Here is a 24,651-nt window from a genome sequence, read left to right as displayed (position 1 = left end):
AATAAAATAAGTTGGTATAAAGTTTGGTTAAATGATAAATCAAAATTGGGCACATTGTAGCAAATTTACCTGAATAGGGGTGAGGTTGTTACGGTATATGCTCAGGTTTTTACTCGATGATAATACGCAGCTTTATGATAAAAGTAGGTCATATGAGGAGCTTAAAAATGAATGAGGCGAATCACTACGAGTGACACATAGTTTATGTGAGCTGATAACCACTAATTTTTAATATGGTAAACTGTCACGTATAGATAAGGGCTTAAAGTTCACGTAAATTCAGCATATATATTCTGCTAATTTTAGCAAATCATACTTATTCTAAAGCTATAAACAGTCAGACATAAGTCGATGATATCGCCAAAATAAAATGTAAGGCAATTTTAGACAATGACAACCTCGATTTTTGACACACGCCATTATAAATACCCGCAAAACTTTCTTGAGATGAAACCTAAACTGACACGGCTTGAGCAGGCTATTAAAAAATTAGAAGCAAATTTAATCGATACTGCTGAGACGAAAAACCTTAAGTTGTTAAAACAGAGGCTAGATAGTGGACTGGGGTTAAAGGTCGATTATGCCAGTGAGTTAAATCCTGATCAGCTAATGGCAGCGACTACGATCGATGGCAAAGTATTGGTCATTGCTGGTGCAGGTTCGGGCAAGACCAAAACTTTGACCTATCGCACCAGTTATCTATTAGAAAACGGAGTGTCGCCTAAAGAGATTTTGCTACTGACCTTTACGCGTAAAGCGGCAAATGAAATAAAAGATCGAGCTAAATCCTTGCTAGCTAGCAGTCTTTCAAATCAAGAACTATCAGATGAAGAGTTGGCTGAGGATAAGCTGCCAACTAATAAAGCATTAAATAGCATCACTAGTGGTACTTTTCACTCTTTTTGTAATATGTTGCTACGACAATATTCAGGGCTGCTCGGTATCAATCCGCGATTTACGATTCTGGATACTGGCGATAGTGAGGATGCTATCGACTTGGTGCATAAAGAAAAAAAGTATCCTGCTCAAACCAAGGCACAAGCCTTTCCGCGTAAAAAAACGCTGCAAAATATCATCTCGACGTCTAGAAACAGACATATACATATTCGCGACTTAATCGAAAGTAACTACCCAGATATTGCTGTGCATATTCCTATCATCGAGCAGCTGGCAGTTGATTTCCATGAATATAAGCGCGCCAATCACTTATATGATTTTGATGACATAATTAGCCAAGTAGTGCGTCATTTAAAAACCAATGACACCTTTCGACAGCTGCTGCAAAGCCAATATCGTTACATTATGGTTGATGAATACCAAGACACCAATATTCCGCAAAAGCAGCTAATCGACTTAATATGTGAGCCTGAGACGGTATCGCTGATGGTCGTCGGTGACGACAATCAAAGCATCTATGCCTTTCGCGGTGCCAACTACGAAAACATTTTGCTATTCGGTGAGACTTATCCTCAAGCCAAACTTATTAAGCTTGAGCAAAATTATCGCAGCTCGCCGTCAGTTTTAAACTATATCAACGCGTTGTCCGCGCAAATCACGCTAGGCTATCAAAAGCAGCTGTATTCTGATGCGCCGATAGAAGGACACAAACCAGTATTTCGACGACTCAGTGATGAGCCAAAAGAAGCGGGCTATATCACTGATAAGATTGTCGCGCTAAAGCCAGAGTATGACTACAACGACTTTGCTGTATTATGCCGTACGTCATTTCAATCCAATTACATACAGTTAGAGTTTATGGCGCGCAATATTCCCTTTATCGTCGTGGGTGGTATCAAGTTCATTGAAAGACGTCATATCAAAGACGTGTTGGCCTTTGTCAAAATACTCTATAACCCAAATGACACAATTGCTTGGCATCGTATTTTAACTTTGTTTAAAGGGGTGGGTGCAGTGACGGCGACGCGCTTAACCCAAGCCATTACTGCTGACAATAATGCATTTGAATCCTTACTAGCAGCGCCTTTTGCAAAAAAGAGCAATCAGCTAGAACCTCTATATCATGCGCTTACCAAGGCACAGCAAGCTGAATCGGTCGAGACAGCCATTGAACATATTCTTGTGTTTTATATTCCAGTGCTAAAGCTGATTGAAGAAAATTGGCGTGAGCGTACCGAAGATTTTCGGGTGCTAAAGAACTTAGCGACAGAGCACACAAGCCTTGATAGCTTTTTAGAAAATCTCGCTTTAGACCCACCTAATGATTCAGTTGCTGTGATGGGCAATTCGGATAACGGGCAAGACAGTAGCAATGACAAAGTCACTATCTCGACCATTCATAGTGCTAAAGGGCTTGAATGGCCAGTAGTATTTGTGAATTCTTTAGTAGATGGCATCACGCCGCATCATCGTTCTTTAGATGACTTTGAAGCATTAGAAGAAGAGCGTAAGCTGTTTTATGTTGCCTGTAGTCGTGCAAAGACACAGTTGTATCTGACAGCACCGAACTACTTTTCTAGTTATTCTGGATATTTTGACAAGCCGTCACGTTTTATCGCTGAGCTATCTGCGGACGAGGTAACGGTTGAGACGACAAGGAGAACCATGATAGAAGATGATGACCCAATATGGTGGTGATTTTTTGAGGGTATTACCGCCATACTGGTATTGATTGAATCTTATATATTTAAGCGTCAGTTTCCGTCTCACTATTTATATTGGCATCAATGTTAAGGTCAGTATCTATTAGTGGCTCATCAACAGTGGTGACGACTCTAGATTCAACATACGAGCTGCTATATGCCGTGTCGGTAGTGATGGGATAAATTTCTAAACGTTCCAATTCTGCTAATAAGTCTTGGATAACTTCTTTTTTACGAGTGACAAATGTGGACGCAAAGCAGCGCCAGAATTTCCAGCCCGCACGCTCCAAAATACGCTGGCGTTGCATGTCGCTATCCCATTTATCAGGACCATGATATCTATCGCCATCACATTCAATGGCTAGACTGTTATCATTTTCACCTTCGACAACCATATCGATTCGGTAGGCACCAGCCTTGACCTGTGGAACCACTCGATAGCCTCTCTCCACCAGAATATCAAAGACTTCTGTTTCAAAGGGAGACTCACATTTATCACGCAAATCATAGACTTCTTCTTCATCTTGCATGAATGGTGCTTGAAAGTGTTTGATAAGCTCTGCTCGATAGTGATCTGCTTGGCTTAGCTCATCCAGTTCAATACTGCGTATTAAATACATCCTATCGCGTGCTCTTGAAGCAGCGACATTCATTCGCTGAGCGAAGGTATCTCTCGTTTGTGCATGGGCAGCCCCGGGTGCCACTACCAATGATAAAAACATGATATCGCGCTCTTTACCCTGAAAGGTTCTAGCATCACCGCAAGCAATATCAAAAGCAGTCATTACCGCTTCATCCAACTCTTTATTGAGTATCTCCATAATATTATGCGCCTGCTTATTGCCTAGCAATGAGACAACACCGATGGTTTTACCTTTGTAAGTTGGGTCAGAAACGATGGTCTTGATTTCATTGACAATAAATCTAACTTCTGATGGATTAATATTAGTGCCTTTAATAAGATAGCCATCGGTGACATAAATATCAATTAATGGAGGGTCCAAGCGCTCTGAGGGCTTGGCTTTACGCAAAGGTATCAGCTCATGGTTGTAAAACTCACGTTTTGAGAACTCAATAATAGGCGCAACACTACGAAAGTGCTCTTTTAACATCACACTGCTATCGGCAAAAACGACTTTAAATAAATCATATATTGAACGATCAGGCGACATCTGTGAGCGATAAACAGGGACTTGATTGCTCAAATATTGTGCCATCAAATTACGAATTTTTTCGATATCAAGACCAACGCCTTCTGGTGACACTTGCTTATCGTCACCAACGATCAACACTTTCTTGGCTCTCATGATGGCTGGTAGTGCAGTTAAATCAGATTGAGATGCTTCATCGATGATAACCAAGTCGAAACTTCCAAATTCTGCTGGCAAGGACTCAGAAATACGATAATGCGGCATAATCCAACACGGAATAGCAGCACTTGCTCCGGCAGAGGCTTCTCGCGCTTCTCGGCGATAATAATGTGCGCCTTTGCCTGTTCCTTTACCGATACGCATAATGGCAGAGCGGTATTTTTCTAAAGATGCTCTCACGTTTGGCGTCGCATTTTCTGCGACTTTTAGCCATGCTCTTTTGGTGATGGCTTCTTGATAGAGTCTAGCTAAATTTACTTCTAAACTGCCACGAGTTCTTGCCAGTTGAACCAATTCCTTGCGACCGTCGATGCTGTCGATAAAGCTCGTCAATCGGCTAAGGCGCCAAATTTGTTGCCAGTTATCCGATGCCAAGGTGTCTTGAGAGTTATGACAAGGTTCATAACGCAATTTTTTTGCCCAAAGTGGTGCGCCGTTATCTTCAATGAGCTGGGTAACGTCAGCGACTGTCTGTAAGTCTGTTGCAAGATTATTTACTCGTTGCAGCTCATTAAGCAGTTCTTGATAGTCTGCTTGTAATTCATCATCAGATAAACTCGGGTCACCAATATTTTGAGTGACAAAGGCTGTCATTTTTTCACTAATATTGCCTTTGCAGCTAGCAAGGTTATTAAGCAACGTCTCTTTTAACGTGAGGTTTTCAGCCAGATTATGTCTCTTTAAATGTTGTTTAAGCGTATTTTCAACCTCAACCAAAATCTCTTTGTTATAGGGTGTTGCAGAAATAACACTCCAATCTATAAATATAGTGCTTAACGCCTGCTTGATAGTTTGCTGTAGGTTGTTGCTATCAACGATATCATCGTATAGATGAACGGCTGAATGTAACGCAGATAAATTATCGGATGATACTTCAAATATTGGCAGGGACAGCTCATTTGATAGAGCATTCCAGCGAAGGATAAGCGCTTGAGATTTTTTTCTAAACGTTATAAAGCTGGATATATACTGCCAGTCTGCCTCACTTGATGGTGCTGATGAGACTATTGTTATAGACTCAAGGCTTTTTTTCTCAGCAGATTTACCAAAAATCCCAGCGAGACCAAATGGCTTTTTGCCTTCAGATAAATTTTTCACCGCGTCAACGAGCTCTAGATTCTTATCAAAATCATCTGTCATCGTAATAGGTTTGGTTAAATAAATGGTTCTCTCATCAAAAAGCGCTTTGATTTCATCATTCAGTATAGTGAGATGAGCGATGATGTCTTGCTTAGTCTCATTAGCTAAATCCTGCTGAATGTCAGTCGTCCAGCTCTGCCCAGCTGCTATAATTTTCTGTAGCAGATCAGTTAAACGAGAAGTATTAGAAGTGACTTCGTGAGCAATATTTATTGTGCTAGCACTGTCATTTATTAAGCTTGGTAGTTCTCCTTGCTGCTCAGCTACATGTGACTCGTTGAGATAACTCAAATCTTTATGAAGTTGTTTTATAGCATTGCTAGGTGGCATTTCTGCAACTGCAGGAATTTTTTTATTAACATAAGCCAAATCACTGCCGAGGTTTACTCTTGCATTTTTTAGCGCCGTGATATCAGCATGAGTAAATCGAGGCTTAAATGTCTCTTCTATACCCAATTTATCGGGAAAGCTGTCTATCAACTGTCTGTTTTGAGCAACCTCAGTCGCCGCATCTATAGGCTTGATAGTCTCGTTATCGATAGTGATATCATCAAGATTTAACCGTGCCCAAGCCGTGATTTTATTGTCAGTGTTGGCTAACTGTGCATGAATAGTATCAATTTGATTGTCAAACATGAGGATGTCTTTTTTGTAGGCATCACGATTGATACTAGACACTTCACTCGATATTTTTTTGATGGCATGTTCAAACTGCTTTAAACCCTCGTTCTCGCTGGTCAGTAGACTAACGGCGAGGGGGCGAATAGATTCAGGTAGTTGTCCTTGCAGCACCTTTAATGCAGGGTCTTTCATTGACGTGACCAGTACCCGCTTGCCAAGTGCTAAGTAGTGACAAATGACATTGGCAATAGTATGGGTTTTTCCTGTACCGGGTGGGCCTTGAACGACCACCCCATCGTAGACATTCAGTTGCTGTATGATTTGTACTTGCTCATCATTGAATGCTTTGGGGAAATATAGTTCGGCTGGCGCGCCGATATAGCTATCACTGCCGCTCACCGTTGATAAACCACGATAAGCAGGAAGTATGGCTTCTTTGTTTTCTGTGGCGGGTTCTGTCAATATTGCTTTAAGTGCGCTCGGTAAATTGATGTCAGTGACCGTTTCTAGCTGCATTGATAGGTTGTTCAAATCTTGTAAAAATATGTTATTGCTTCTGGGACGCGCCATAATGACCCATGTGTCAGTAACCATTAAGCTATTCTGCACTTTAGGTATTTTTCGATCATCTGCATTAGTATGATCTGGCTGATAAATGCCAGAGGAGTCAAGCAAAGTAACGGCTGACTTCAAGATAGGCTCATAGCTACTTGGCAAAAAAGGATTTAATGAAACATCTTCTGAACCATAAAACTCTTTACTGTTTTTTAATAACTTAGCCAAACCTTGATTTTCTTCTATAGAAAAAGGTTCGGTTTCAAGCGTAGGAGTGGATAGGGTAGGCTTGATGAGTAACGCCATCGTTTTTTGATCTAAGGTGATTTCAACAGATTGCGTCAATAGGGGATACTTTATCTGCTTGCTACTTTGCTCATTGTCATTGCTTTTTCTTAGAGCAATACCCATACCCCATACTAACTCTAGCTGTGCATCAGCTAGATTGCCTTGAAGCTGTTGATTAAGCATGAATAGGCTAGAATATAAATCAACACTTTGGCGGACGAGTTTCTCTTGTGCTAGCCAAGGTTTCCAAATTTCTTTGAGATAATCGTTAAATTCCTTTTGTACAAGCCCTCTTTCCGAGAAATCTTTTAAATAAACCTCTTTTTCTGATGATGCTTCTATGTCTAATAATTCATTGTGATAGGTGTCATCAACTTCAAATGGTGTAAATGCTTCTTCATAAGCGATAACACCATCATCTATTAGATTTTTTATATTGATTTTTTCTTGCAATAAAGGTTGATCGCTGAATTTTGCTGGAAACTTTAACCAGTTTGCTAATAGTGAGCTGTTGGGTTTAGGTGCTGAATTTTCACGTAATCGCTCTACACGAAGCCAAACGTCCTCGGAGGCATCATCAGTGATGTTCAGGCTGGTACCTGGCAAGTCTATTACTTGTTCCTCAGTACAAGTGAAATCACTATGTTTAGTAAAATCTTGAGTAGGCGTTTTTTTCATCAAAGCACACTGCTTAATGAACTCAATCTGAGAGGCCAGTCTTCGTGCGTAAATACTCATTTGTTAAACCTTCTAAATCATCAAAATTTAAGCCCTGACCTCTCTGTCATATTACACATACTGTTTATCAGTCTTTATAATAAAACTGCTCAGGCGGTTGATAAGTTTTAAATCAGAAAATACTAAACTATAGCACAGAAATTCATAGGGCTAAGTCGTATCTAATATTTTAAAAAATGATGACCAATCATTACTATTTCATCAAACAAACTTCAACTATTCCTATCAAAAATACCTTCTCAAAAACCCCATAACCAAAAGTATGTGACGTGAAAATATTTCTCAGATAAGGGTTTCAAATTTATCCTAATGCGTTACTATTACCACCTAATTCTGTTAGACCCTTATATTTGATACTCTGTATTAACACCCTAAGAAAAGGATAGGTTATGCGCTACGAAGTTATCGTTATCGGTGCAGGTATGGTTGGCACGTCAATCGCGTGGCATCTACAAAAAAATAACTCAAATGTATTATTGTTAGACAAAAAATTGCCAGGGTCAGAGACCTCATACGGTAATGCAGGATTGATTCAGCGCGAAGCCATTCATACACATCCTTTTCCTCGTCAGCTGACAGAAATGATCAGAGTGTTGCCAAACCAAGGTACCGATATTCGCTATCGTATTCCGGCCATTTTACGTTATCACCAAGCACTGCTTCAGTACTGGAAATACTCTACACCGGCTTCGGTCAAAAAGATCGAATCAGAGTGGCAGACGTTGATTGAGCATTGTACCAGTGAGCACCAAACTATGATTAGCGCCTCTGGTGCTGACGAGCTCATTACTCGTGATGGTTGGTTGCAATTGCATCGCTCAGAAGAGACGTTTAAAGAAGCTCAAGTATCAGCCATCGACGCACGTAACCAAGGTGTTGAGCATAACGTACTAAACCTTGAAGCGCTCAAAGCAATGGAGCCTAGTGCCAATTTTGAAGGTTTCGTTGGCGCGATTCATTGGAAAAACTCTTGGCAAGTATCAAACCCAAGCTCGCTCGTAAAAGCTTATGCAAAAAACTTCCAAGATATGCAGGGTACGATCAAAGAAAGCGATGTGAAAGAAATTGTAAAAGATGGCGAAGGTTGGAAGGTTATCACTGATAACGATACCTACTATAGTGATAAATTGGTCATTGCAGCGGGCCCATGGTCCAATGATTTGATCAGACCACTTGGCTATAACTTGCCACTATTCCCAATGCGCGGCTATCATCAGCATTTCAAAGTGACAGAAAAGAACACCATCAATCACAGTATGTTTGATATGGACAAAGGCTTTGTAATGGGGCCAATGCAGCAGGGTATCCGTATCACTACTGGTGCTGAGATGACCACCATGGATGCGCCAAAGAACTTTGGTCAGTTAAAAACTGTACTGAAGCTTGCTAAAAAAATCTTGCCACTAGAAGATGCGGTTGAGAGTGAAGCATGGGCAGGCTCTCGTCCTTGTATGCCTGATATGAAGCCAGTAATCGGTCCTGCTGACAAGCATGACAAACTATGGTTCGCATTTGGTCACAGCCATCAAGGCTTTACCTTAGGGCCAATGACAGGTCGTCTGGTTGAAGAGATGATCCACGATAAGCCTACCTTGGTCAATCTTGCACCATTTAGTGCCCAGCGTTTTTCTAACTAAGCGTGTAACTGATATATAGTTGATCCAATTTAAGAGCGGTACAAGGCAACCGAGTGCAGATGTATATGTCATACTTCAAGCGAGGTTAACGCTGTAACGCTTTTATAGTGGATTGACTATAGTTAGCACAGACTTAAATTAATAAATGAAAGGTATAGACATGATTAAGAAACTACACAGCAATCAACGTATGAGCAAAACCGTAATCCATAACCAGACGATCTATTTGTGTGGTCAGGTAGGTAATGCAGAAGACGATATCAAAGCGCAAACATTGACTTGTCTAGAAAAAATCCAAACGTTGCTAGAAGAAGTTGGCAGTGATAAATCAAAGCTACTATCAGTCACGGTTTGGATCAAAGACATGGCTGATTTTGCTGCTATGAATGAAGTTTATGACCAGTGGTTTGAAGGTATTCAGCCACCAGCTCGCGCTTGTGGTGAGTCAGCATTGGCACGTCCTGAGCTATTGGTTGAGATGATCGCCATCGCTGCTGAGTAATAAACGGCTCGCAGCATCTGTAGTACCTGTATCAAATAGAAATAAAAAAGGCCATGATAATGATATCGTGGCCTTTTTTATGCTTGGCAATAAGTAAATTTAATGATCGAAAAAGGGCGTGCTAGCTTTTTAATCCAAGCACACGCCGTATAACGTCAGCTAGGCGATACAGTGATTAGTATAATAAGGGTTAGCACCCTTTCCATACTGCTTGGCGCTTCTCAATAAAAGCATCAATCCCTTCACCCACATCGTCTGCCATCATATTGCCCGTCATAACTTCACTGGCATAATCATACGCATCTTCAATGTTCATGCTCAGCTGCTTATAAAACATATCTTTGCCAGTTTTTACTGCTACCGGAGACTTGGCAGTGATTGCTGTTATCAATGACTGTAGTGTTTGATCGAGTTGCTCTGCTGCTGCTACTCGATTGATCAAGCCATATTGCAAGGCTGTGTGCGCATCGATGAACTCACCTGTGATTAGCATCTCAAACGCTTGCTTACGAGGTAAATTGCGACTGACGGCTACAGCAGGTGTAGAGCAGAACAGTCCAACGTTTATCCCAGAAGTGGCAAATTTTGCATTATCAGCGGCAACGGCTAAGTCACAAGCTGCAACCAGCTGACATCCTGCAGCGGTAGCAATGCCTTGTACTTTTGCGATAACGACTTGCGGCATACGGTTGATGGTAAGCATCATTTTGCTACATTGCTGGAATAGGGCACGGTGAAATGCTGCATCTGTATGCGTGCGCATTTGTTTTAGATTATGACCAGCACAGAATGCCTTGCCTGTCGCTTGAATAACCACGACTCTGATCGTATCGTCTTGAGCGATACTGTCTAGCTCTGTTTGCATAGCAGACAATACTTCAACGGACAACGCATTGAATTGTTTGGGTTGGTTTAAGGTGAGCGTGACAACGCCATTTTCTTTATTGTCTTCTCTAATAACCAACAGGTCATCTATGTCTAAAGTAACGTCAGATTGAGTCATTTATCATCCTTGTTAATCGATTGTTTGATTTGGCAACTACTATATACAGTAATTTAAATAATAGCATGGCTTATAGTCTATACAATAGTTTATTAATATAGAGTGCTCAAAAACAAAAATAGCGCACTCAAGTTATGAGTACGCTATTTTTCAGTCAGATTTAATCTAGAACCATACTGAGCTGTTTAATTTGAGATTAGTACGCACCTTCGCTATAGATAAGCTCATAGCTGTGGCTATAAATCTCAACGATGTTGCCAAACGGGTCTTCCATATAAATCATGCGATATGGCTTTTCACCAGGGTAGTAGTAGCGTGGTTTTTCCATACGCTTTTTACCGCCTGCTGCAACCATACGCTCAGCCAACTCTTCAACATTTGGATCTTGAACGCAGAAGTGGAAGATACCAGTTTTCCAGTATTCAAAGTTATTTTCAGGGTCTTCTTGATTTTTGAATTCAAAAATCTCGACGCCGATACGGTCACCAGTCGAAAGGTGAGCGATACGAAAGCTGCCCCAACCAGCACCAAATACTTCGGTACACATTTCACCAATGGCACTGTCATCTTCGACAATCTCAGTAGGTTCCATGATGGTGTACCAACCCATTACTTCAGTATAAAATTTTACGGCGGCATCTAGGTCAGGGACTGAAAGACCGATGTGCGAAAAGCTTCTTGGATAAACGTTGTTCATATTATGCTCCTGTTTGATGTATTCTTGTTTAACGTGAGGCCAGTATACAAACGCATATTCATTATGTAAAATTATCAAATATTATATAAATAATTATGAAAAGTAATGATAAATATCACATGGTTACGCACCTTTTGCACGCTTGCTGAAGTTGGGCACTTTACTCGTACGGCTGAACGTCTATATATGACGCAGTCTGGTGTCAGCCAACACATAAGTAAGCTAGAGGAGCAGCTAGAGATTGACTTGCTGATTCGACAAGGAAAGCAGTTCTCATTGACCAATGCAGGTGAGCAGCTGTATAAAGAAGCAGGCGAGATACTGCAGCGATTATCAAATTTAGAACAGCGAATCGGTGAGGATCCACCTTATGAAGGACTGGTGCGACTGATGTCACCGGGTAGTGTGGGGCTTAAGCTGTATCCGCAGCTGTTGACATTGCAGCAACAGCATCCAAATCTAGTGATTGATTATCGCTTTGCACCCAATGCTGATATCGAACGAGCACTGGCAAATCACGAGATTGATATCGGCTTTATGACAGATATCTCAGGGGATGAGACAGTGAGTTGTAAGCCAGTGGCTCAAGAAGCATTGATACTGGTGACACCTGCGGCTACAGTAGAGCCAAGTTGGGAGCAGCTCACCCAGCTTGGATTTATTGATCATCCAGATGGTTCACATCATGCAGGCATGCTACTGACTGCTAACTATGAGCAATTTCAACATATCAATGACTTTAAGAAAAAAGGCTTTTCTAATCAGATAGGTCTGATTTTAGAGCCCGTCAGTAGAGGAATCGGCTTTACCGTGCTACCTGCACACGCAGTGGCTGCTTATCCAAAGCCTGAGCTTATTCACAGTCACTATCTGCCCGTTGCCGTTAGCGAGACGCTATATCTTGCCATAAGACGACAGCAGGCACTCTCTAATAGAATGCATACTGTCATTGATGAAGTAAAGAAGTGGCTATAGAAATAGAGCAAGGTCAATATAGTATCAATGGATACATACGCTGACTATAAATTATAAATCTGCATTATGCCATTGATTGACCTAACTTGATGGCTGCCGCAACGTTGGCTGCTGTCGTTTCGATATTGTCATAAGCCTGACTCAGCACATTATCGAGAGTATCTATCTTTTGAATACTTGGCATAATGACATCGAACTGGCTGGTTTGCGCAGGTTTTAGACCGTCTACACTACCGCAGATGGCGATGACAGGCGTATTATTGGCTGTAGCGATATGACTGATACCGCCTGCCACTTTACCCATGGCAGTCTGCACATCTAGTTTGCCTTCACCTGTGATGACCAGATCAGCCTCAGCGATATGCTCTGACAAATGAGCCACTTCGGCGACGGTATTAAACCCTGATTTTAACTGCGCGTTAAAAAACGTCATCATCGCATAGCCAAGACCACCAGCGACTCCTGCGCCTTCGACATTTTGACACTCATCATAGCCTTGCTGGTCGCATACAGCCGCAAAGTGACTGAGTGCCTTGTCCAGTTCGTTGACTTGCTCTGGATAAGCGCCTTTTTGCGGCCCGAACACGGCACTCGCGCCCAATAGTCCGCATAGTGGGTTGGTCACATCACAAGCGACCTCAAATACCGTATCGAGAACCCTTGCATTAAGATGACGATTATCAATCCTATGCAGCTGGGCAAGTGCGCCACCACCATGAGTGAGCAAGCTGTCATTGACATCATGAAATGTTATACCCAGTGCCATGAGCATGCCAAGCCCTGCGTCATTGGTTCCGCTACCACCCAGACCAATGATGATACGCTTAGCGCCTTCGTCTAAAGCATCAGTAATCAGCTCACCGACACCATAACTACTGGTAGTAACAGGATTGCGTTCTGTCGCCTTTAACAAATGTAATCCGCAAGCTTGAGCAATTTCGATAACGGCAGTATTATCTGGTAATAGCAAATATTTAGCCGTGATCGGTCGCATTAAAGGATCATGTACTCTAACGTCTTTCCAACGACCGCCCAATACATAAGATAATACCGCCGAGGTGCCTTCGCCGCCATCAGCCATCGGCAATAGCGTATAGTCAGCATCAGGAAATACCTGACTAAAACCAGATTGGATAGCGCGGCAAACATCCAGTGCTTCTAAGCTTTCTTTGAACGAGTCGGGGGCGATTAAAATCTTCATGAAGGTCTCTCTGGGTATTTTTGAACGTCTTTTTGGGTATTTCAGCAAATGCATTAAATGAACACTGTTAAATAAATACTAAGGTCAACAGCCAGATAAACACAATACTGGTCACGCCTTGAATACCAGTCGCCATTGAATGGGCTTTGTATGCTTGTGACACACTCATACGGCTAAACTGACTGACAATCCAAAAGAAGCTGTCATTGGCGTGTGAAATGGTCATGGCACCGGCACCGATTGCCATCACACAAAATACGCGACCCAGCTCACTGTCTAGACCAATTTGGTCCAATAACGGTGCAACCATCGCAGAGGTGGTGACCAGAGCAACTGTGGTCGAGCCTTGCGCAGTCTTTAACGCAGCAGAGACGATAAATGGCATAAAGATACCAAGACCTAATGCAGACAATGTAGTACCTAAATAGTCTCCGATTGGTGTCACTTTTAGCATGGCACCAAACGCACCACCAGCACCAGTGATCAATAGGATAGGGGCTGCTACTACTAAGCCTTGAGAGATGCTATCGCTGATCTGCTGTGTTTTTTGCTCGGTATTAATAAGTAAGAATGATAAAAACAGACCAATGAGTAATGCCGTTAGGGGATTACCAATAAATACCAAAATATCTGTCAACGTGCCACTACCAAACGGTGCGCTTGGGAAGTTGGCAACAGAGGATAAGCAAATCAATACGATAGGCACGATAATCGGTAAAAACGCCATTGTTGCTGAAGGCAAATGGCTGTAATCATCACGAGTTTTCATTCCTTCAGGCATTGCTGCTGGAGCGTCTGCCGCATTGATATTGTCAGGAGTGGCGTTAAGGAAGCGATTAGACCACCAGCCAGCCAGCCAGTACCGCAACTGCTGTCACGACCACACCGACCATGATGACCAAACCCAAGTTTGACTCTAGACCTAAGTTACCTGCCGCTGCGATTGGGCCTGGCGTGGGCGGTACAAAGGTATGGGTAGCGTATAGTCCAGTTGCCAAGGCAATGCTCATTGCGACACTTGATACATGTAGACGCTCAGCCAAAGACTCTTTTAAAGAGTTTAAGATGATGTAGCCTGAGTCACAGAATACAGGTACTGACACGACTGCACCGACTATAGACATGGTCAGAGTAGGGAAGCGTGGCCCCAACACTTTGATAACGGTTTCTGCCATCACGATAGCAGCCCCCGTTTTTTCAAGGATTAAGCCGATAATGGTACCGAATACAATCACTAGACCGATATAACCTAAGATACCGCCGAAACCATCAGAGATCGTATTAGCGACAGTATTAAGCGGTACTTGGTAAAAAAGTGCAACCAAGAAAGCGGACAATATCAACACTAAAAAAGGATGCCACTTCAATTTTGCGGTAGCGAAAATAATAAAAAGAATGGTCAGTACAAGCCAAAATACAATCATCACTGTCTCAATATGGTTTATATCTTAATTGATTACCAATGCCAATATAGCCAATTATATCGAGATTAAACACGGTATATAGCTTGCTAAGTCTACTTTGCGTAGTGCTTTCAAGCGCTTTTACCATGTCTACATTTAAACGATATCGAACCAACTATCTGCATCACTAACGATACGAAATTTTAAAGGGGCATACTTTATAGCAAATAGACGCCGCTAGGAAATAGATTCGTTAAATAGTTGGCGCTGTTGACAAAAAATCGAGAGATACTTAATTTTGAAATGAGAGAAGTTAGTAATAAAACGTCGAAGAGGTGTGTGGAAATACTTTTATAACTAGCAATTGCTAATACTTCAAACCAAAAAAAACTGGCCATTTATAATGACCAGTTTTTGTCTAAACAATATTTACCTACCTGAGTAATAATTATTTTTAGGATAGGTATTCTAAGAAGTACCGTTATTTATAGTTAGGCAATCTTATCAAAAAAAGCTTTGTTATTGGTAGCAGTTGCAGTATCAAAGCTGACATAAATACCTTGATCGTCCAACGTAGCATACCAATGATCGTCGTTACCACTGGTTAGTAGCTGAAAGTATTTGTCATTGACTATTCTGCCAACTGTATACACCTCTCCTTCGGAGTAGTATGCATTACCTTGGGTACAGATAAGCTTGTCATTGGTATGGATGTTATTATTTTCTTTCATGTTCTTGCGCCCTATTAGTACATTAGATAGCAGTAGATTATCAATTCTGCTAATAGTAATAAAGATGATTATATAGGCAGTATCTTGTTGTTTGGTATAGCGTTTTTAAGGTAGTTGTTGCATTTAGTTACTACAACATTGCATAGATAACACCGCTATCATAGCAATAGATTTTTTGAGAACCCTAAGCTGTTTAGGAATATATAAAATCCACATTTATTAAGATAAAGGGGTGCAAGTTAGTGATATAAATAATCTAAATACATAAACTCTAATGTCAAAAATGACGCACGTAAAAAAGCCAGCAACCTAAGTTGCTGGCTTTTTACAGACTGAGTCTAACTATATAGAAGATTACTCTTCAGAATAGTCTTCTTCAGCAGCTTCTTCGTTGTTACCATCTTCAGAAAGAATAGTAACTAAGATGCTAGCAGTAACGTCATGGTGTAGCTGAATATCAACATTGTATTCGCCAACTTGACGTAGAGTGCCTTCAGGTAGCTTGATTTCAGCACGGTCTACTTCTAGACCTGAGTTAGTCAATGCTTCAGCGATATCGCGAGTACCGATAGAGCCGAATAGCTTGCCTTCGTCACCTGATTTAGCACGCATGATAACATTAACGTCAGTTAGTGCATCAGCACGCTCTTGAGCAACAGCGATCTCTTTTGCTTCTTCAGCTTCAAGCTCAGCACGACGTGCTTCGAACTTTTCAATGTTAGCTTTAGTAGCAGGTAGCGCTTTGCCCTGAGGGATAAGAAAGTTACGTCCGTAACCTGGTTTTACATCGACAGTTTCACCGAGTTTACCAAGGTTGACGATACGCTGTAACAAAATAATTTGCATGAGTCATTCCTAGTTAGCGGTTAACCTTGATGGTTATCAGTGTATGGAAGTAGCGATAAGTAACGAGCTTGCTTAATAGCAGTCGCTAATTGACGCTGATATTTAGTAGATGTACCAGTAATACGGCTTGGTACGATTTTACCATTATCACTAATGTACTGTTTTAGCAATTCAACATCTTTATAGTCGATGTGAGTGATGCCTTCAGCAGTGAAACGGCAGAATTTGCGACGGCGATAGAAACGTGCCATGAGTATTCTCCTTTAATTAGTCTTCACTGTTGTCGTTGTCGTCATTATCGTTTTCACGATTGTCTGGACGACGAGTAGTTGCTTTGCGTGCGCGTTTTTCATCGGCATTCTTGGCTAACTGCGACTCTTCAGTGACAGCTTCGTCACGGCGCATAACTAGACTACGAATGATCGCGTCGTTATAACGGAATAATTCTTCAAGTTCAGCTAAAGTTTCACCGTCAGTTTCAATGTTGAAAAGAACGTAATGAGCTTTGTGAATCTTGTTGATTGGATAAGCCAGTTGACGACGGCCCCAATCCTCTAGACGATGGATAACACCGTTGTTGTCTTGAACTAACTTGATATAGCGCTCAACCATGCCGACCACTTGGTCGCTTTGGTCTGGGTGTACAAGTAACACCAGTTCGTAATGTCGCATTATGACTCCTTACGGATTAGTAGCTATTAACCCTATGTTAATAGCAAGGAGATTTATAAGGTAAGCCCAATTCTAGTCATATTTTATAAAAAACAATCAAGAATAAGCTTAGTTTATAAAGCGCCGTATTATAACAGTACTCGGCAACTAACACAAAGGTTAATCACCAAGCTACTGCCAATAAAATATAAAAAGAGGCTAAATAAGCTTTGCTAAATAAAAAAGCCGCGATAGTACGCAGCTTTTTTAATTATAACGAGCTATAAAACCAATAACCAAACCAAAATACTGTTATTCAGATTTTGACTTCTTTACCAGTTGGCTACTGTCTGCTTTGACCACTAAGGTTTTGGCAAGTTTGTCATGCCAACCAATATTTTCAGGGCTTTTAGATGCCATATAGTAATGAATGGCTAAAGGTATCAGTACTATAAATGAAGTAGAAAGGGGGATATAAAGTAGTGCTAGAAAAAGAGTACGTATCACAACCAATCTAAGAAAAGAAGGTAAATGATGGGTGGTTTGATCTACAACACGAATTCCCGTAATTAGTTTGCCTAACGATTGGCCCCGCAAGATAATAAAAAGTAATTGCAAAGCGATAAGGCCGAAAACCATCGCATTGGATATTAATTGTGTCGCTTGCGGAATACTTTCAGAAAGACTCAAAGAATATTTAATTACTGCTTCCATATTCTGTAAGTCTGTGGGCATGTCTCCCAACTTTCTCATAGCTAGCATTAATGGAAGAAACGCCATTATTAGTAGCAGCCAATCAAGCGCGGTTGCCAATACGCGTGACATAATTGGCGCAAGTACCACGTTGCCGACGACTTTATCATTGTCTGCAACAGCTTTTTTGAGAGTAGACTTATTCAGTGAGACATTGTTGTGCGGCGTTTGATGACGATTGGTCGTCATGTCGGCTTTCACGTTTTTAGGACGTTCAGGCTTGCCATATAGTCTGTCTAACGATACTGACTTATCATTTTTCGCTTTATTGGTATCTTCAGGGAAGACGGTCACGTTATTGATGATAGAGTCGTTTACTTCAGGCGTGTTAGCACTGGTCGGGCGATACACCGTTTGGTTATTGGTAAGATCACCTACGCGCTGCCACTGAGCTAAGCCTTCATGCCACATCAAATCATCAAGCAATACTTCACCAGATGCCAGCATAATATTCAGCTGCTCCAACTGATATGGGCCAGCTTGTACGTTATTTCGAGCAAGGAAAATCTGCATAATTGCCTGCATAGTTAGTCATGTCTTAGGACATTATATTAGGGTCTATTTGAAAAAATCAAATAGACCCTAATAGTGGTATCTTTAATGACTGTGTGAATGACCGCTGTGGCTAAAGGTAGCGGTTTACTTTGCTTCTTCACCAGCTAAGAAGAACCAAGTATCTAGTACTGAGTCAGGGTTCAATGACACTGAGCTGATACCTTGCTCCATTAACCAAAACGCTAGATCTGGATGGTCTGATGGACCTTGACCACAGATGCCGACGTATTTGTTTTGCTTACGGCAAGCTTCGATAGCCATAGACAATAGCTTCTTAACAGCAGGATCACGCTCATCAAATAGATGTGAGACGATACCTGAGTCACGGTCAAGACCAAGCGTTAACTGAGTCAAATCGTTAGAACCGATTGAGAAACCATCAAAGTACTCTAGGAACTCTTCTGCCAATAGGGCGTTGGTTGGTAGCTCACACATCATGATGACGCGTAGACCATTTTCGCCACGTTTTAGACCATTTTTCTCAAGTAACTCGATGACTTCTTTGGCTTCGCCAACAGTACGTACGAATGGAATCATGATCTCAACGTTGGTCAAGCCCATGTCATCACGTACACGTTTTAGTGCTTTACACTCAAGCTCAAAACAGTCACGGAAGTTATCAGACACATAACGGCTAGCACCGCGGAAACCAAGCATTGGGTTCTCTTCTGATGGCTCGTATAACTTACCACCAAGCAGGTTAGCGTATTCGTTTGATTTGAAATCTGACATACGAACGATAACAGGCTGATCCATAAAGGCAACAGCTAGCGTTGAGATACCTTCGACCAATTTATCAACATAGAAGTCAACAGGTGATGCATAGCCTGCGATACGCTCTTGGATCGCTTGTGAAATTTCACGTGGCAAGCTGTTCATGTTTAGCAAGGCTTTTGGATGCACACCAATCATACGGTTGATGATGAACTCTAGACGTGCAAGACCGATACCTTCGTTTGGCATTTGGGTGAATGAGAATGCGCGATCTGGGTTACCAACGTTCATCATCACTTTGAATGCTAGCTCTGGCATAGATTCAACAGAGTTAGTCTGTACTTCAAAATCAATCTGGCTTTCATAAATGAAACCAGTGTCACCTTCAGCACAAGAAGCAGTTACGTCTTGACCATCAACCAATAGCTCAGTGGCGTTACCACAACCAACGATAGCTGGCACCCCTAGCTCACGCGCGATAATAGCAGCGTGACAGGTACGACCACCACGGTTGGTGATGATAGCAGAAGCGCGCTTCATAACTGGTTCCCAATCCGGATCAGTCATGTCTGATACGAGTACGTCGCCTTCTTCTACTTTGTCCATCTCGTTTAGGTTGCTAACGATACGCACTTTACCTGAACCGATACGTTGACCGATTGAACGACCTTCACACAATACTTTTGCGCCAGTCGTGTCGATGACATAACGTTCCATCACGTTGCTGTCTTGACGGCTCTTCACAGTCTCAGGACGTGCTTGAACGATAAAGATTTCGTTAGTATCGCCATCTTTTGCCCACTCGATGTCCATCGCTTGGCCATAATGCTGTTCGATCGTTACCGCTTGCTTGGCAAGTGAGGTTAGCTCTTCAGTAGATAAAGAGAACTGCATGCGATCTTGTTTTTCAACATCGACCGTTTTCACTGATTTAGCGGTGCTGCCTTCATCACCATAAACCATTTTCTTGTGCTTGCTGCCTAGGTTACGACGGATAACAGAAGGCTTACCATCGGCCAGCAGACGTTTTGAGATGTAGAATTCATCTGGGTTAACCGCGCCCTGTACAACCATTTCACCTAGGCCATAGCTTGACGTGATGAACACGACTTGATCAAAACCGCTTTCGGTATCAAGCGTGAACATAACACCAGCAGCACCAGTCTCTGAACGTACCATACGCTGTACGGCAGCAGACAATGCCACGCCTTCGTGCTCAAAACCTTTGTGTACACGGTAAGAGATTGCACGGTCGTTATATAGCGAGGCAAATACTTCTTTAATAGCAATTAGGACGTTATCAATACCGCGAATGTTCAAGAAGGTTTCTTGTTGACCAGCAAATGACGCATCTGGCAAATCTTCAGCAGTCGCAGAAGAACGTACCGCAACAGCGATGTCTTCGCCGCCGCTCATGGTTTCGAACGCTTGACGTACTTCTTGCTCAAGATCTTTTGGCAATTCTTGCTCAATAATCCAAGTACGGATCTTTTTACCAGTCGCCGCAAGCTTATTAACATCATTGACATCCAATGTGTTTAGCTCGTTGTTGATTTTTTCTAGTAAACCTGTTTCTGTCAAAAAGCGATTGAACGCGTTTGAAGTGGTGGCAAAGCCGCCTGGAACACTAACGCCTAAATCAGAAAGATGGCTGATCATCTCGCCAAGTGAGGCATTCTTGCCACCAACCATTTCGATGTCGTCTTTTCCTAGCTGATCAAGATTGATTACAAGTGCTGTAGATTGCGCTGCCATGATAACTCCAGAAAATAAGGTTATTTAGTAAAGATTATAACGGTGAATTATACCGCCATATTAGGAGGAATTCGAGGGGTTTTACCAAAAAACTTGTTAAAAATATACAAATTGTGGGGTTTGCTACATAAATTACGGCCAGTCTAATCAAGTTTCGTATTTACTCAGATGAAAAAACTCATTGCTAGTGACGATGTTATGCGCTTATAAAAGCCAATTACTGCATAAAATAGACGTATTCCAATAAGCCATATTTAGAGAATTTCCATCATTTATGTTTCAATCTTATGTTCATATATTGGAGACACCATAAAAAACGTCTTAATGAGAGGTGGATTGGCTATTACGACAAGATGAAAAACAATGTTGGTGCTAAGTGTACGCCTGTAACATTGATTTCTATTAAGAGGCTAATATGCGTATAATGTAGCGCATAGATAGTTGATGCACATTGCATGGTAAATGTGCAGTATAGGTACTGAAAAAGGCTCGTTTTAAGAAGTCAGTTATAAAACTTAGTTATACGAGTTATAAAGGTAACTGTAAAAATCTAAGTAAAAGCCACACTATTAATGATAGTCAAAGTAATGCTATTAATAGTCAATAACTGCTAAACATTTACCAAGTCTGAATTATTACTAAGATCTATACCAAAAACTAAATGAAGGTCATTATTGAGTTTTCAACCGAGGTGTCAACGATATGTACTCAAGCAATCCATCTGAACAAGTTAAGTCCACTATCCAAAATCGCCATGCGCTAAACTTGGACAGCTCACAGGCGATTAGAACGGCGTTTTTTATCTCAGATGGCACAGCGATTACGGCTGAGACACTTGGACGCGCTATTTTGAGTCAGTTTGCCTCAGTTCCCTTTGAAACAAGAGTATTGCCATACGTCGATAGTTTAGAGCGTGCGGAAGATGCGGTTGAACAAATCAATCTGGCGTATCAGCGCGATGGATCGTTGCCATTGGTTTTCGATACGATCGTTAATCCTGAGATTCGTGAAAAGATCAACTCGGCACATAGCTGTAACTTAGATATGTATGAAGGTTTGATTGGCCGTGTTGCAGAAGAGACTGGCGTAGAGCCAGATGGTCATTCAGGGCATGCACATGATGATGTCGATTCTGAAACTTATAAAGAGCGTATCGATGCAGTGCATTTTGCGTTAGACAATGACGATGGTGCGCGTACTCGTCACTATAATGCAGCCGATATTATTTTGGTGGGTGTGTCGCGCTCTGGTAAGACGCCGACTTCTTTATATTTAGCATTACAATTCGGTATTCGAGCGGCTAACTATCCTTTAACTGAAGATGATTTGTACGACAATCAGTTGCCGAAAGCATTGCGTGAGCATAAAGACAAGCTGTTTGGTTTGCTCATCGATACTGATCGCTTAGTAAAAATCCGTCAAGAGCGCCGTGCAGGCAGTCGTTATTCTAGCTATCAGCAATGCCAGCAAGAGCAGCGCGCGATTCAGGGTATCTATATCACGCATGGTATCCCAAGCTTAGATGTATCAGAGATGTCTGTTGAGGAAATTGCCACACGTATTTTGCAGATGACAGGTCTCAAACGCCGTATTGGATAATGAATGTCAGCTTAAACAGTATCTGTTCAATCGGTATCAATAAGTGTTCATGCAGCTTTAATAAATGCGCAAAAAACACTAATAAACATACATCATTTCATCCTAGATAATTATCATATAGAGAATATTATGATTTCAGCCTATCAATCTATAAAGCCATCGTTGTTGATGGCAGGTTTAATCAGTGCAGCGACTTTACTGAGTGCTTGTCAAACATCACCATTTGCAAAGGATCCAGTACCTGAGCCGCGCTATATTCCAAGTATCGTATTGGGTGAAGCACAGACACTGACCGTCATGCCAAACCGTGTGGCCTGTGCCTCAGAACTGCCAATGCAGTGCCTACTTGCTAAGTCTAAAGACGGTAGCGTATTCCAGATTCCTTATGACTGGATCGACGATTTCAAACCAGCCCTTGGTACAGAGTACATCATTAGTGCCCGCCCGCAGATTGATGAAGGGCAACAGAGCGCTACTGGTCATTGGACATTGCAAAACATACTGTCACAACGTATGGTGGGCATGCCTTAGTAGGGCGATATTCATTTATCTACATGATACTAACTCATCTACATATTGATTCATTTATATCTCAAACATTTACTCGATAAATAAATATAAAGAGGACATCATGGTAAGTAAAAGTGCAAGTGACGAGACCAATGATACTGGTAAAGATATTCATACCGAAGTATCAAATAAATCTAGCGGACACGTGCCAAGCCCTGAACATACCGAAGGTAAGAACAAAAAAGAAAAGATAGAGCAGACTCACGAGCAAGTGACAGATGATGTCATGCATCATCCTGACTTAGTGAATCCGCTCGATGACACACGAATCGATATTAAGTCTGGCTTTACCAAAGACTCTCGTCGTCTAAAAAGTGACGACCATGAGTATGAATATGATGCCGTTGTTTTAGGGGCGGGGCCTGCTGGTGAAGCCGCTGCTATGAAGCTGACTAAATCTGGTAAAAGAGTTGTCGTCGTCGATCCACGTGATCAAGTAGGGGGTAACTCTACTCACGTCGGTACGATTCCAAGTAAAGCACTGCGCCAATCTGTATTCAACTTGATTAACTTCCGCCGCGATCCAATGTTTACCAAGGCGATGGAATATAAACAAGTACCGCTAAATGAAGTATTGGCCAAAGCGCGTCAAGTTATCCGTCGTCAAGTCAGTACCCACACACGTTTTTATGAGCGCAACCGTATTGAAGTCATTCAAGGTTGGGCAAGTTTTATTGACGCACATACGCTACGTATTGAAGTCGATGAAAATGTGTACGAAACCATCACTTTCAATAAAGCCATCATTACTGTCGGTAGTCGTCCTTACCGTCCTGAGATTTTAGACTTTAACCATCCACGTGTATTTGACTCTGACAAAATCTTGCAAATGGATTATGTGGTCAAAAAAATCATCATTTATGGTGCAGGGGTGATTGGTTGTGAGTACGCGTCTATCTTTACTGGTCTTGGCTACAAAGTTGATTTGATCAATAACCAAGATCAGTTGCTCAACTACTTAGACAGCGAAATCAGTGATGCCATCGCGCATGACTTTAGACAGTTCGGTGTGCTTATCCGTAGTAACGAAGAGATTGATCATCTTGAGACTCATGATGATTATGTAGTCTTGCACCTAAAGAGCGGCAAGCGCATCAAATCTGATGCCATTCTTTGGTCAAATGGTCGCTCAGGTAACACCGAAGGCCTGAATTTAGAAGCCATTGGGCTAAAAGCAAATGGCCGTGGTCAGTTAAAAGTAGATGACACTTACTGTACGGACGTCGACAATATCTATGCTGCTGGTGACGTAATCGGTTGGCCGTCACTAGCTTCTGCTGCCTATGACCAAGGTCGCTGTGCCGCTGCTTTTATGGTTGGTGATAGTGATGCTGAGCCAGTATCTAGTGTACCGACTGGTATTTATACGATTCCTGAAATCTCTTGTATTGGTAAGACAGAGCAAGAGCTCACGGATGAAAAAGTTCCGTATGAAGTGGGTCAGGCGTTCTTTAAACATCTGGCACGTGCTCAAATCATCGGTGAACGTTCGGGCGTATTAAAGATATTGTTCCATCGTGATACGCTAGAAATTCTAGGCATCCATTGCTACGGCAACCATGCTTCAGAAATTATTCATATCGGTCAAGCAGTGATGAAGTGTAAGAGCAACAACACGCTTGAATACTTTGTAAATACGACTTTCAACTATCCAACGATGGCAGAAGCGTATCGTGTGGCAGCATTGAATGGTTTGAACCGAGTGTTTTAAACCACCGCTATTTATATCGTATAAATAAAAAGAGCG

At 41.8% G+C, this 24,651-nt stretch carries 19 protein-coding genes; 7 read left to right on the top strand and 12 right to left on the bottom strand.

Annotated features, from left to right (window positions below; genetic code table 11):
* Window positions 1–390 precede the first annotated feature (390 nt).
* Window positions 391–2,595: an ATP-dependent helicase gene (locus I3249_RS02310; protein ID WP_238068361.1), complete on the top strand. Its 2,205-nt coding sequence runs from the start codon at window positions 391–393 to the stop codon at window positions 2,593–2,595.
* Window positions 2,596–2,644: 49 nt separating this feature from the next.
* Here I3249_RS02310 and I3249_RS02305 read toward each other — a convergent pair whose 3' ends face one another.
* A complete protein-coding gene (locus I3249_RS02305) occupies window positions 2,645–7,312 on the bottom strand; it encodes an AAA domain-containing protein (protein ID WP_238068360.1) in 4,668 nt (1,555 codons plus the stop codon).
* 389 nt (window positions 7,313–7,701) lie between these two features.
* On the opposite strand from I3249_RS02305, the gene I3249_RS02300 reads away from it, so the two are divergent.
* Window positions 7,702–8,949, top strand: coding sequence for an FAD-dependent oxidoreductase (locus tag I3249_RS02300; RefSeq protein WP_238068359.1), 1,248 nt, complete (start codon window positions 7,702–7,704; stop codon window positions 8,947–8,949).
* A gap of 163 nt (window positions 8,950–9,112) precedes the next feature.
* Window positions 9,113–9,451: a RidA family protein gene (locus I3249_RS02295; RefSeq protein ID WP_055124581.1), complete on the top strand. Its 339-nt coding sequence runs from the start codon at window positions 9,113–9,115 to the stop codon at window positions 9,449–9,451.
* 190 nt (window positions 9,452–9,641) lie between these two features.
* On the opposite strand, the gene I3249_RS02290 is transcribed toward I3249_RS02295, so the two are convergent.
* Both I3249_RS02290 and I3249_RS02285 read right to left on the bottom strand, forming a co-directional pair.
* Window positions 9,642–10,454 carry an enoyl-CoA hydratase gene (locus tag I3249_RS02290; protein WP_238068358.1) on the bottom strand — a complete coding sequence of 271 codons (813 nt, stop codon included), beginning with the start codon at window positions 10,452–10,454 and terminating at the stop codon, window positions 9,642–9,644.
* A 196-nt stretch (window positions 10,455–10,650) separates the two neighbouring features.
* Window positions 10,651–11,151 carry a lactoylglutathione lyase family protein gene (locus I3249_RS02285; protein WP_114700921.1) on the bottom strand — a complete coding sequence of 167 codons (501 nt, stop codon included), beginning with the start codon at window positions 11,149–11,151 and terminating at the stop codon, window positions 10,651–10,653.
* A 105-nt stretch (window positions 11,152–11,256) separates the two neighbouring features.
* Between I3249_RS02285 and I3249_RS02280 the strand changes: the two genes are divergently transcribed.
* Window positions 11,257–12,126 (top strand): LysR family transcriptional regulator, encoded by an 870-nt coding sequence (locus tag I3249_RS02280; RefSeq protein WP_238068357.1) that lies wholly within the window; start codon window positions 11,257–11,259, stop codon window positions 12,124–12,126.
* Between the two features lie 64 nt (window positions 12,127–12,190).
* On the opposite strand, the gene I3249_RS02275 is transcribed toward I3249_RS02280, so the two are convergent.
* From I3249_RS02275 to ppsA, 9 genes are all read right to left on the bottom strand, one after another.
* Entirely contained in the window at window positions 12,191–13,327 is a 1,137-nt protein-coding gene (locus I3249_RS02275) for a glycerate kinase (protein WP_238068354.1), read from the bottom strand.
* Window positions 13,328–13,394: 67 nt separating this feature from the next.
* Window positions 13,395–14,195: a hypothetical protein gene (locus tag I3249_RS13050; protein WP_269137195.1), complete on the bottom strand. Its 801-nt coding sequence runs from the start codon at window positions 14,193–14,195 to the stop codon at window positions 13,395–13,397.
* Window positions 14,164–14,751: a hypothetical protein gene (locus I3249_RS13045; RefSeq protein ID WP_269137194.1), complete on the bottom strand. Its 588-nt coding sequence runs from the start codon at window positions 14,749–14,751 to the stop codon at window positions 14,164–14,166. Before I3249_RS13045 ends, I3249_RS13050 begins: the two co-directional genes overlap by 32 nt.
* A 470-nt stretch (window positions 14,752–15,221) precedes the next feature.
* Entirely contained in the window at window positions 15,222–15,461 is a 240-nt protein-coding gene (locus I3249_RS02265) for a hypothetical protein (RefSeq protein ID WP_179798876.1), read from the bottom strand.
* Window positions 15,462–15,815: 354 nt separating this feature from the next.
* Window positions 15,816–16,307, bottom strand: coding sequence for a 50S ribosomal protein L9 (gene rplI, locus I3249_RS02260; RefSeq protein WP_238068353.1), 492 nt, complete (start codon window positions 16,305–16,307; stop codon window positions 15,816–15,818).
* Window positions 16,308–16,327: 20 nt separating this feature from the next.
* Window positions 16,328–16,558 (bottom strand): 30S ribosomal protein S18, encoded by a 231-nt coding sequence (gene rpsR / locus I3249_RS02255; protein ID WP_010198808.1) that lies wholly within the window; start codon window positions 16,556–16,558, stop codon window positions 16,328–16,330.
* A 16-nt stretch (window positions 16,559–16,574) separates the two neighbouring features.
* On the bottom strand, window positions 16,575–16,979 hold the full coding sequence (gene rpsF, locus I3249_RS02250) for a 30S ribosomal protein S6 (protein WP_101205443.1): 405 nt from the start codon (window positions 16,977–16,979) through the stop codon (window positions 16,575–16,577).
* Between the two features lie 291 nt (window positions 16,980–17,270).
* The gene (locus I3249_RS02245; RefSeq protein ID WP_238068352.1) at window positions 17,271–18,236 is read right to left on the bottom strand and encodes an RDD family protein; all 966 of its coding nucleotides are present in this window, start codon (window positions 18,234–18,236) and stop codon (window positions 17,271–17,273) included.
* 114 nt (window positions 18,237–18,350) lie between these two features.
* Window positions 18,351–20,735 (bottom strand): phosphoenolpyruvate synthase, encoded by a 2,385-nt coding sequence (ppsA, locus tag I3249_RS02240; RefSeq protein ID WP_238068351.1) that lies wholly within the window; start codon window positions 20,733–20,735, stop codon window positions 18,351–18,353.
* 765 nt (window positions 20,736–21,500) lie between these two features.
* Between ppsA and I3249_RS02235 the strand changes: the two genes are divergently transcribed.
* The 3 genes from I3249_RS02235 (at window position 21,501) to sthA (ending at window position 24,615) form a co-directional block, all read left to right on the top strand.
* The gene (locus I3249_RS02235) at window positions 21,501–22,334 is read left to right on the top strand and encodes a pyruvate, water dikinase regulatory protein (protein ID WP_179798896.1); all 834 of its coding nucleotides are present in this window, start codon (window positions 21,501–21,503) and stop codon (window positions 22,332–22,334) included.
* A gap of 129 nt (window positions 22,335–22,463) precedes the next feature.
* The gene (locus I3249_RS02230) at window positions 22,464–22,865 is read left to right on the top strand and encodes a DUF4377 domain-containing protein (protein WP_201547416.1); all 402 of its coding nucleotides are present in this window, start codon (window positions 22,464–22,466) and stop codon (window positions 22,863–22,865) included.
* Between the two features lie 100 nt (window positions 22,866–22,965).
* The gene (gene sthA, locus I3249_RS02225) at window positions 22,966–24,615 is read left to right on the top strand and encodes a Si-specific NAD(P)(+) transhydrogenase (protein ID WP_057759390.1); all 1,650 of its coding nucleotides are present in this window, start codon (window positions 22,966–22,968) and stop codon (window positions 24,613–24,615) included.
* The last annotated feature ends 36 nt before the right edge of the window (window positions 24,616–24,651 follow it).

The organism is Psychrobacter sp. Ps1 (genome assembly GCF_022129425.1).
Lineage (GTDB): Bacteria > Pseudomonadota > Gammaproteobacteria > Pseudomonadales > Moraxellaceae > Psychrobacter.
The sequence above is the reverse complement of the archived record's forward strand: the minus strand, read 5'-3'. Positions and strand labels throughout refer to the sequence as shown.

Excerpts from the sequence above, each read along its gene's own strand:
- I3249_RS02310 (WP_238068361.1), top strand. The coding sequence starts at position 391 with ATGACAACCTCGATTTTTGACACACGCCATTATAAATACCCGCAAAAC.
- I3249_RS02305 (WP_238068360.1), bottom strand. The coding sequence starts at position 7,312 with ATGAGTATTTACGCACGAAGACTGGCCTCTCAGATTGAGTTCATTAAG.
- I3249_RS02300 (WP_238068359.1), top strand. The coding sequence starts at position 7,702 with ATGCGCTACGAAGTTATCGTTATCGGTGCAGGTATGGTTGGCACGTCA.
- I3249_RS02290 (WP_238068358.1), bottom strand. The coding sequence starts at position 10,454 with ATGACTCAATCTGACGTTACTTTAGACATAGATGACCTGTTGGTTATT.
- I3249_RS02285 (WP_114700921.1), bottom strand. The coding sequence starts at position 11,151 with ATGAACAACGTTTATCCAAGAAGCTTTTCGCACATCGGTCTTTCAGTC.
- I3249_RS02280 (WP_238068357.1), top strand. The coding sequence starts at position 11,257 with ATGATAAATATCACATGGTTACGCACCTTTTGCACGCTTGCTGAAGTT.
- I3249_RS02275 (WP_238068354.1), bottom strand. The coding sequence starts at position 13,327 with ATGAAGATTTTAATCGCCCCCGACTCGTTCAAAGAAAGCTTAGAAGCA.
- I3249_RS13045 (WP_269137194.1), bottom strand. The coding sequence starts at position 14,751 with ATGATTGTATTTTGGCTTGTACTGACCATTCTTTTTATTATTTTCGCT.
- I3249_RS02265 (WP_179798876.1), bottom strand. The coding sequence starts at position 15,461 with ATGAAAGAAAATAATAACATCCATACCAATGACAAGCTTATCTGTACC.
- rplI (WP_238068353.1), bottom strand. The coding sequence starts at position 16,307 with ATGCAAATTATTTTGTTACAGCGTATCGTCAACCTTGGTAAACTCGGT.
- rpsR (WP_010198808.1), bottom strand. The coding sequence starts at position 16,558 with ATGGCACGTTTCTATCGCCGTCGCAAATTCTGCCGTTTCACTGCTGAA.
- rpsF (WP_101205443.1), bottom strand. The coding sequence starts at position 16,979 with ATGCGACATTACGAACTGGTGTTACTTGTACACCCAGACCAAAGCGAC.
- I3249_RS02245 (WP_238068352.1), bottom strand. The coding sequence starts at position 18,236 with ATGCAGGCAATTATGCAGATTTTCCTTGCTCGAAATAACGTACAAGCT.
- ppsA (WP_238068351.1), bottom strand. The coding sequence starts at position 20,735 with ATGGCAGCGCAATCTACAGCACTTGTAATCAATCTTGATCAGCTAGGA.
- I3249_RS02230 (WP_201547416.1), top strand. The coding sequence starts at position 22,464 with ATGATTTCAGCCTATCAATCTATAAAGCCATCGTTGTTGATGGCAGGT.
- sthA (WP_057759390.1), top strand. The coding sequence starts at position 22,966 with ATGGTAAGTAAAAGTGCAAGTGACGAGACCAATGATACTGGTAAAGAT.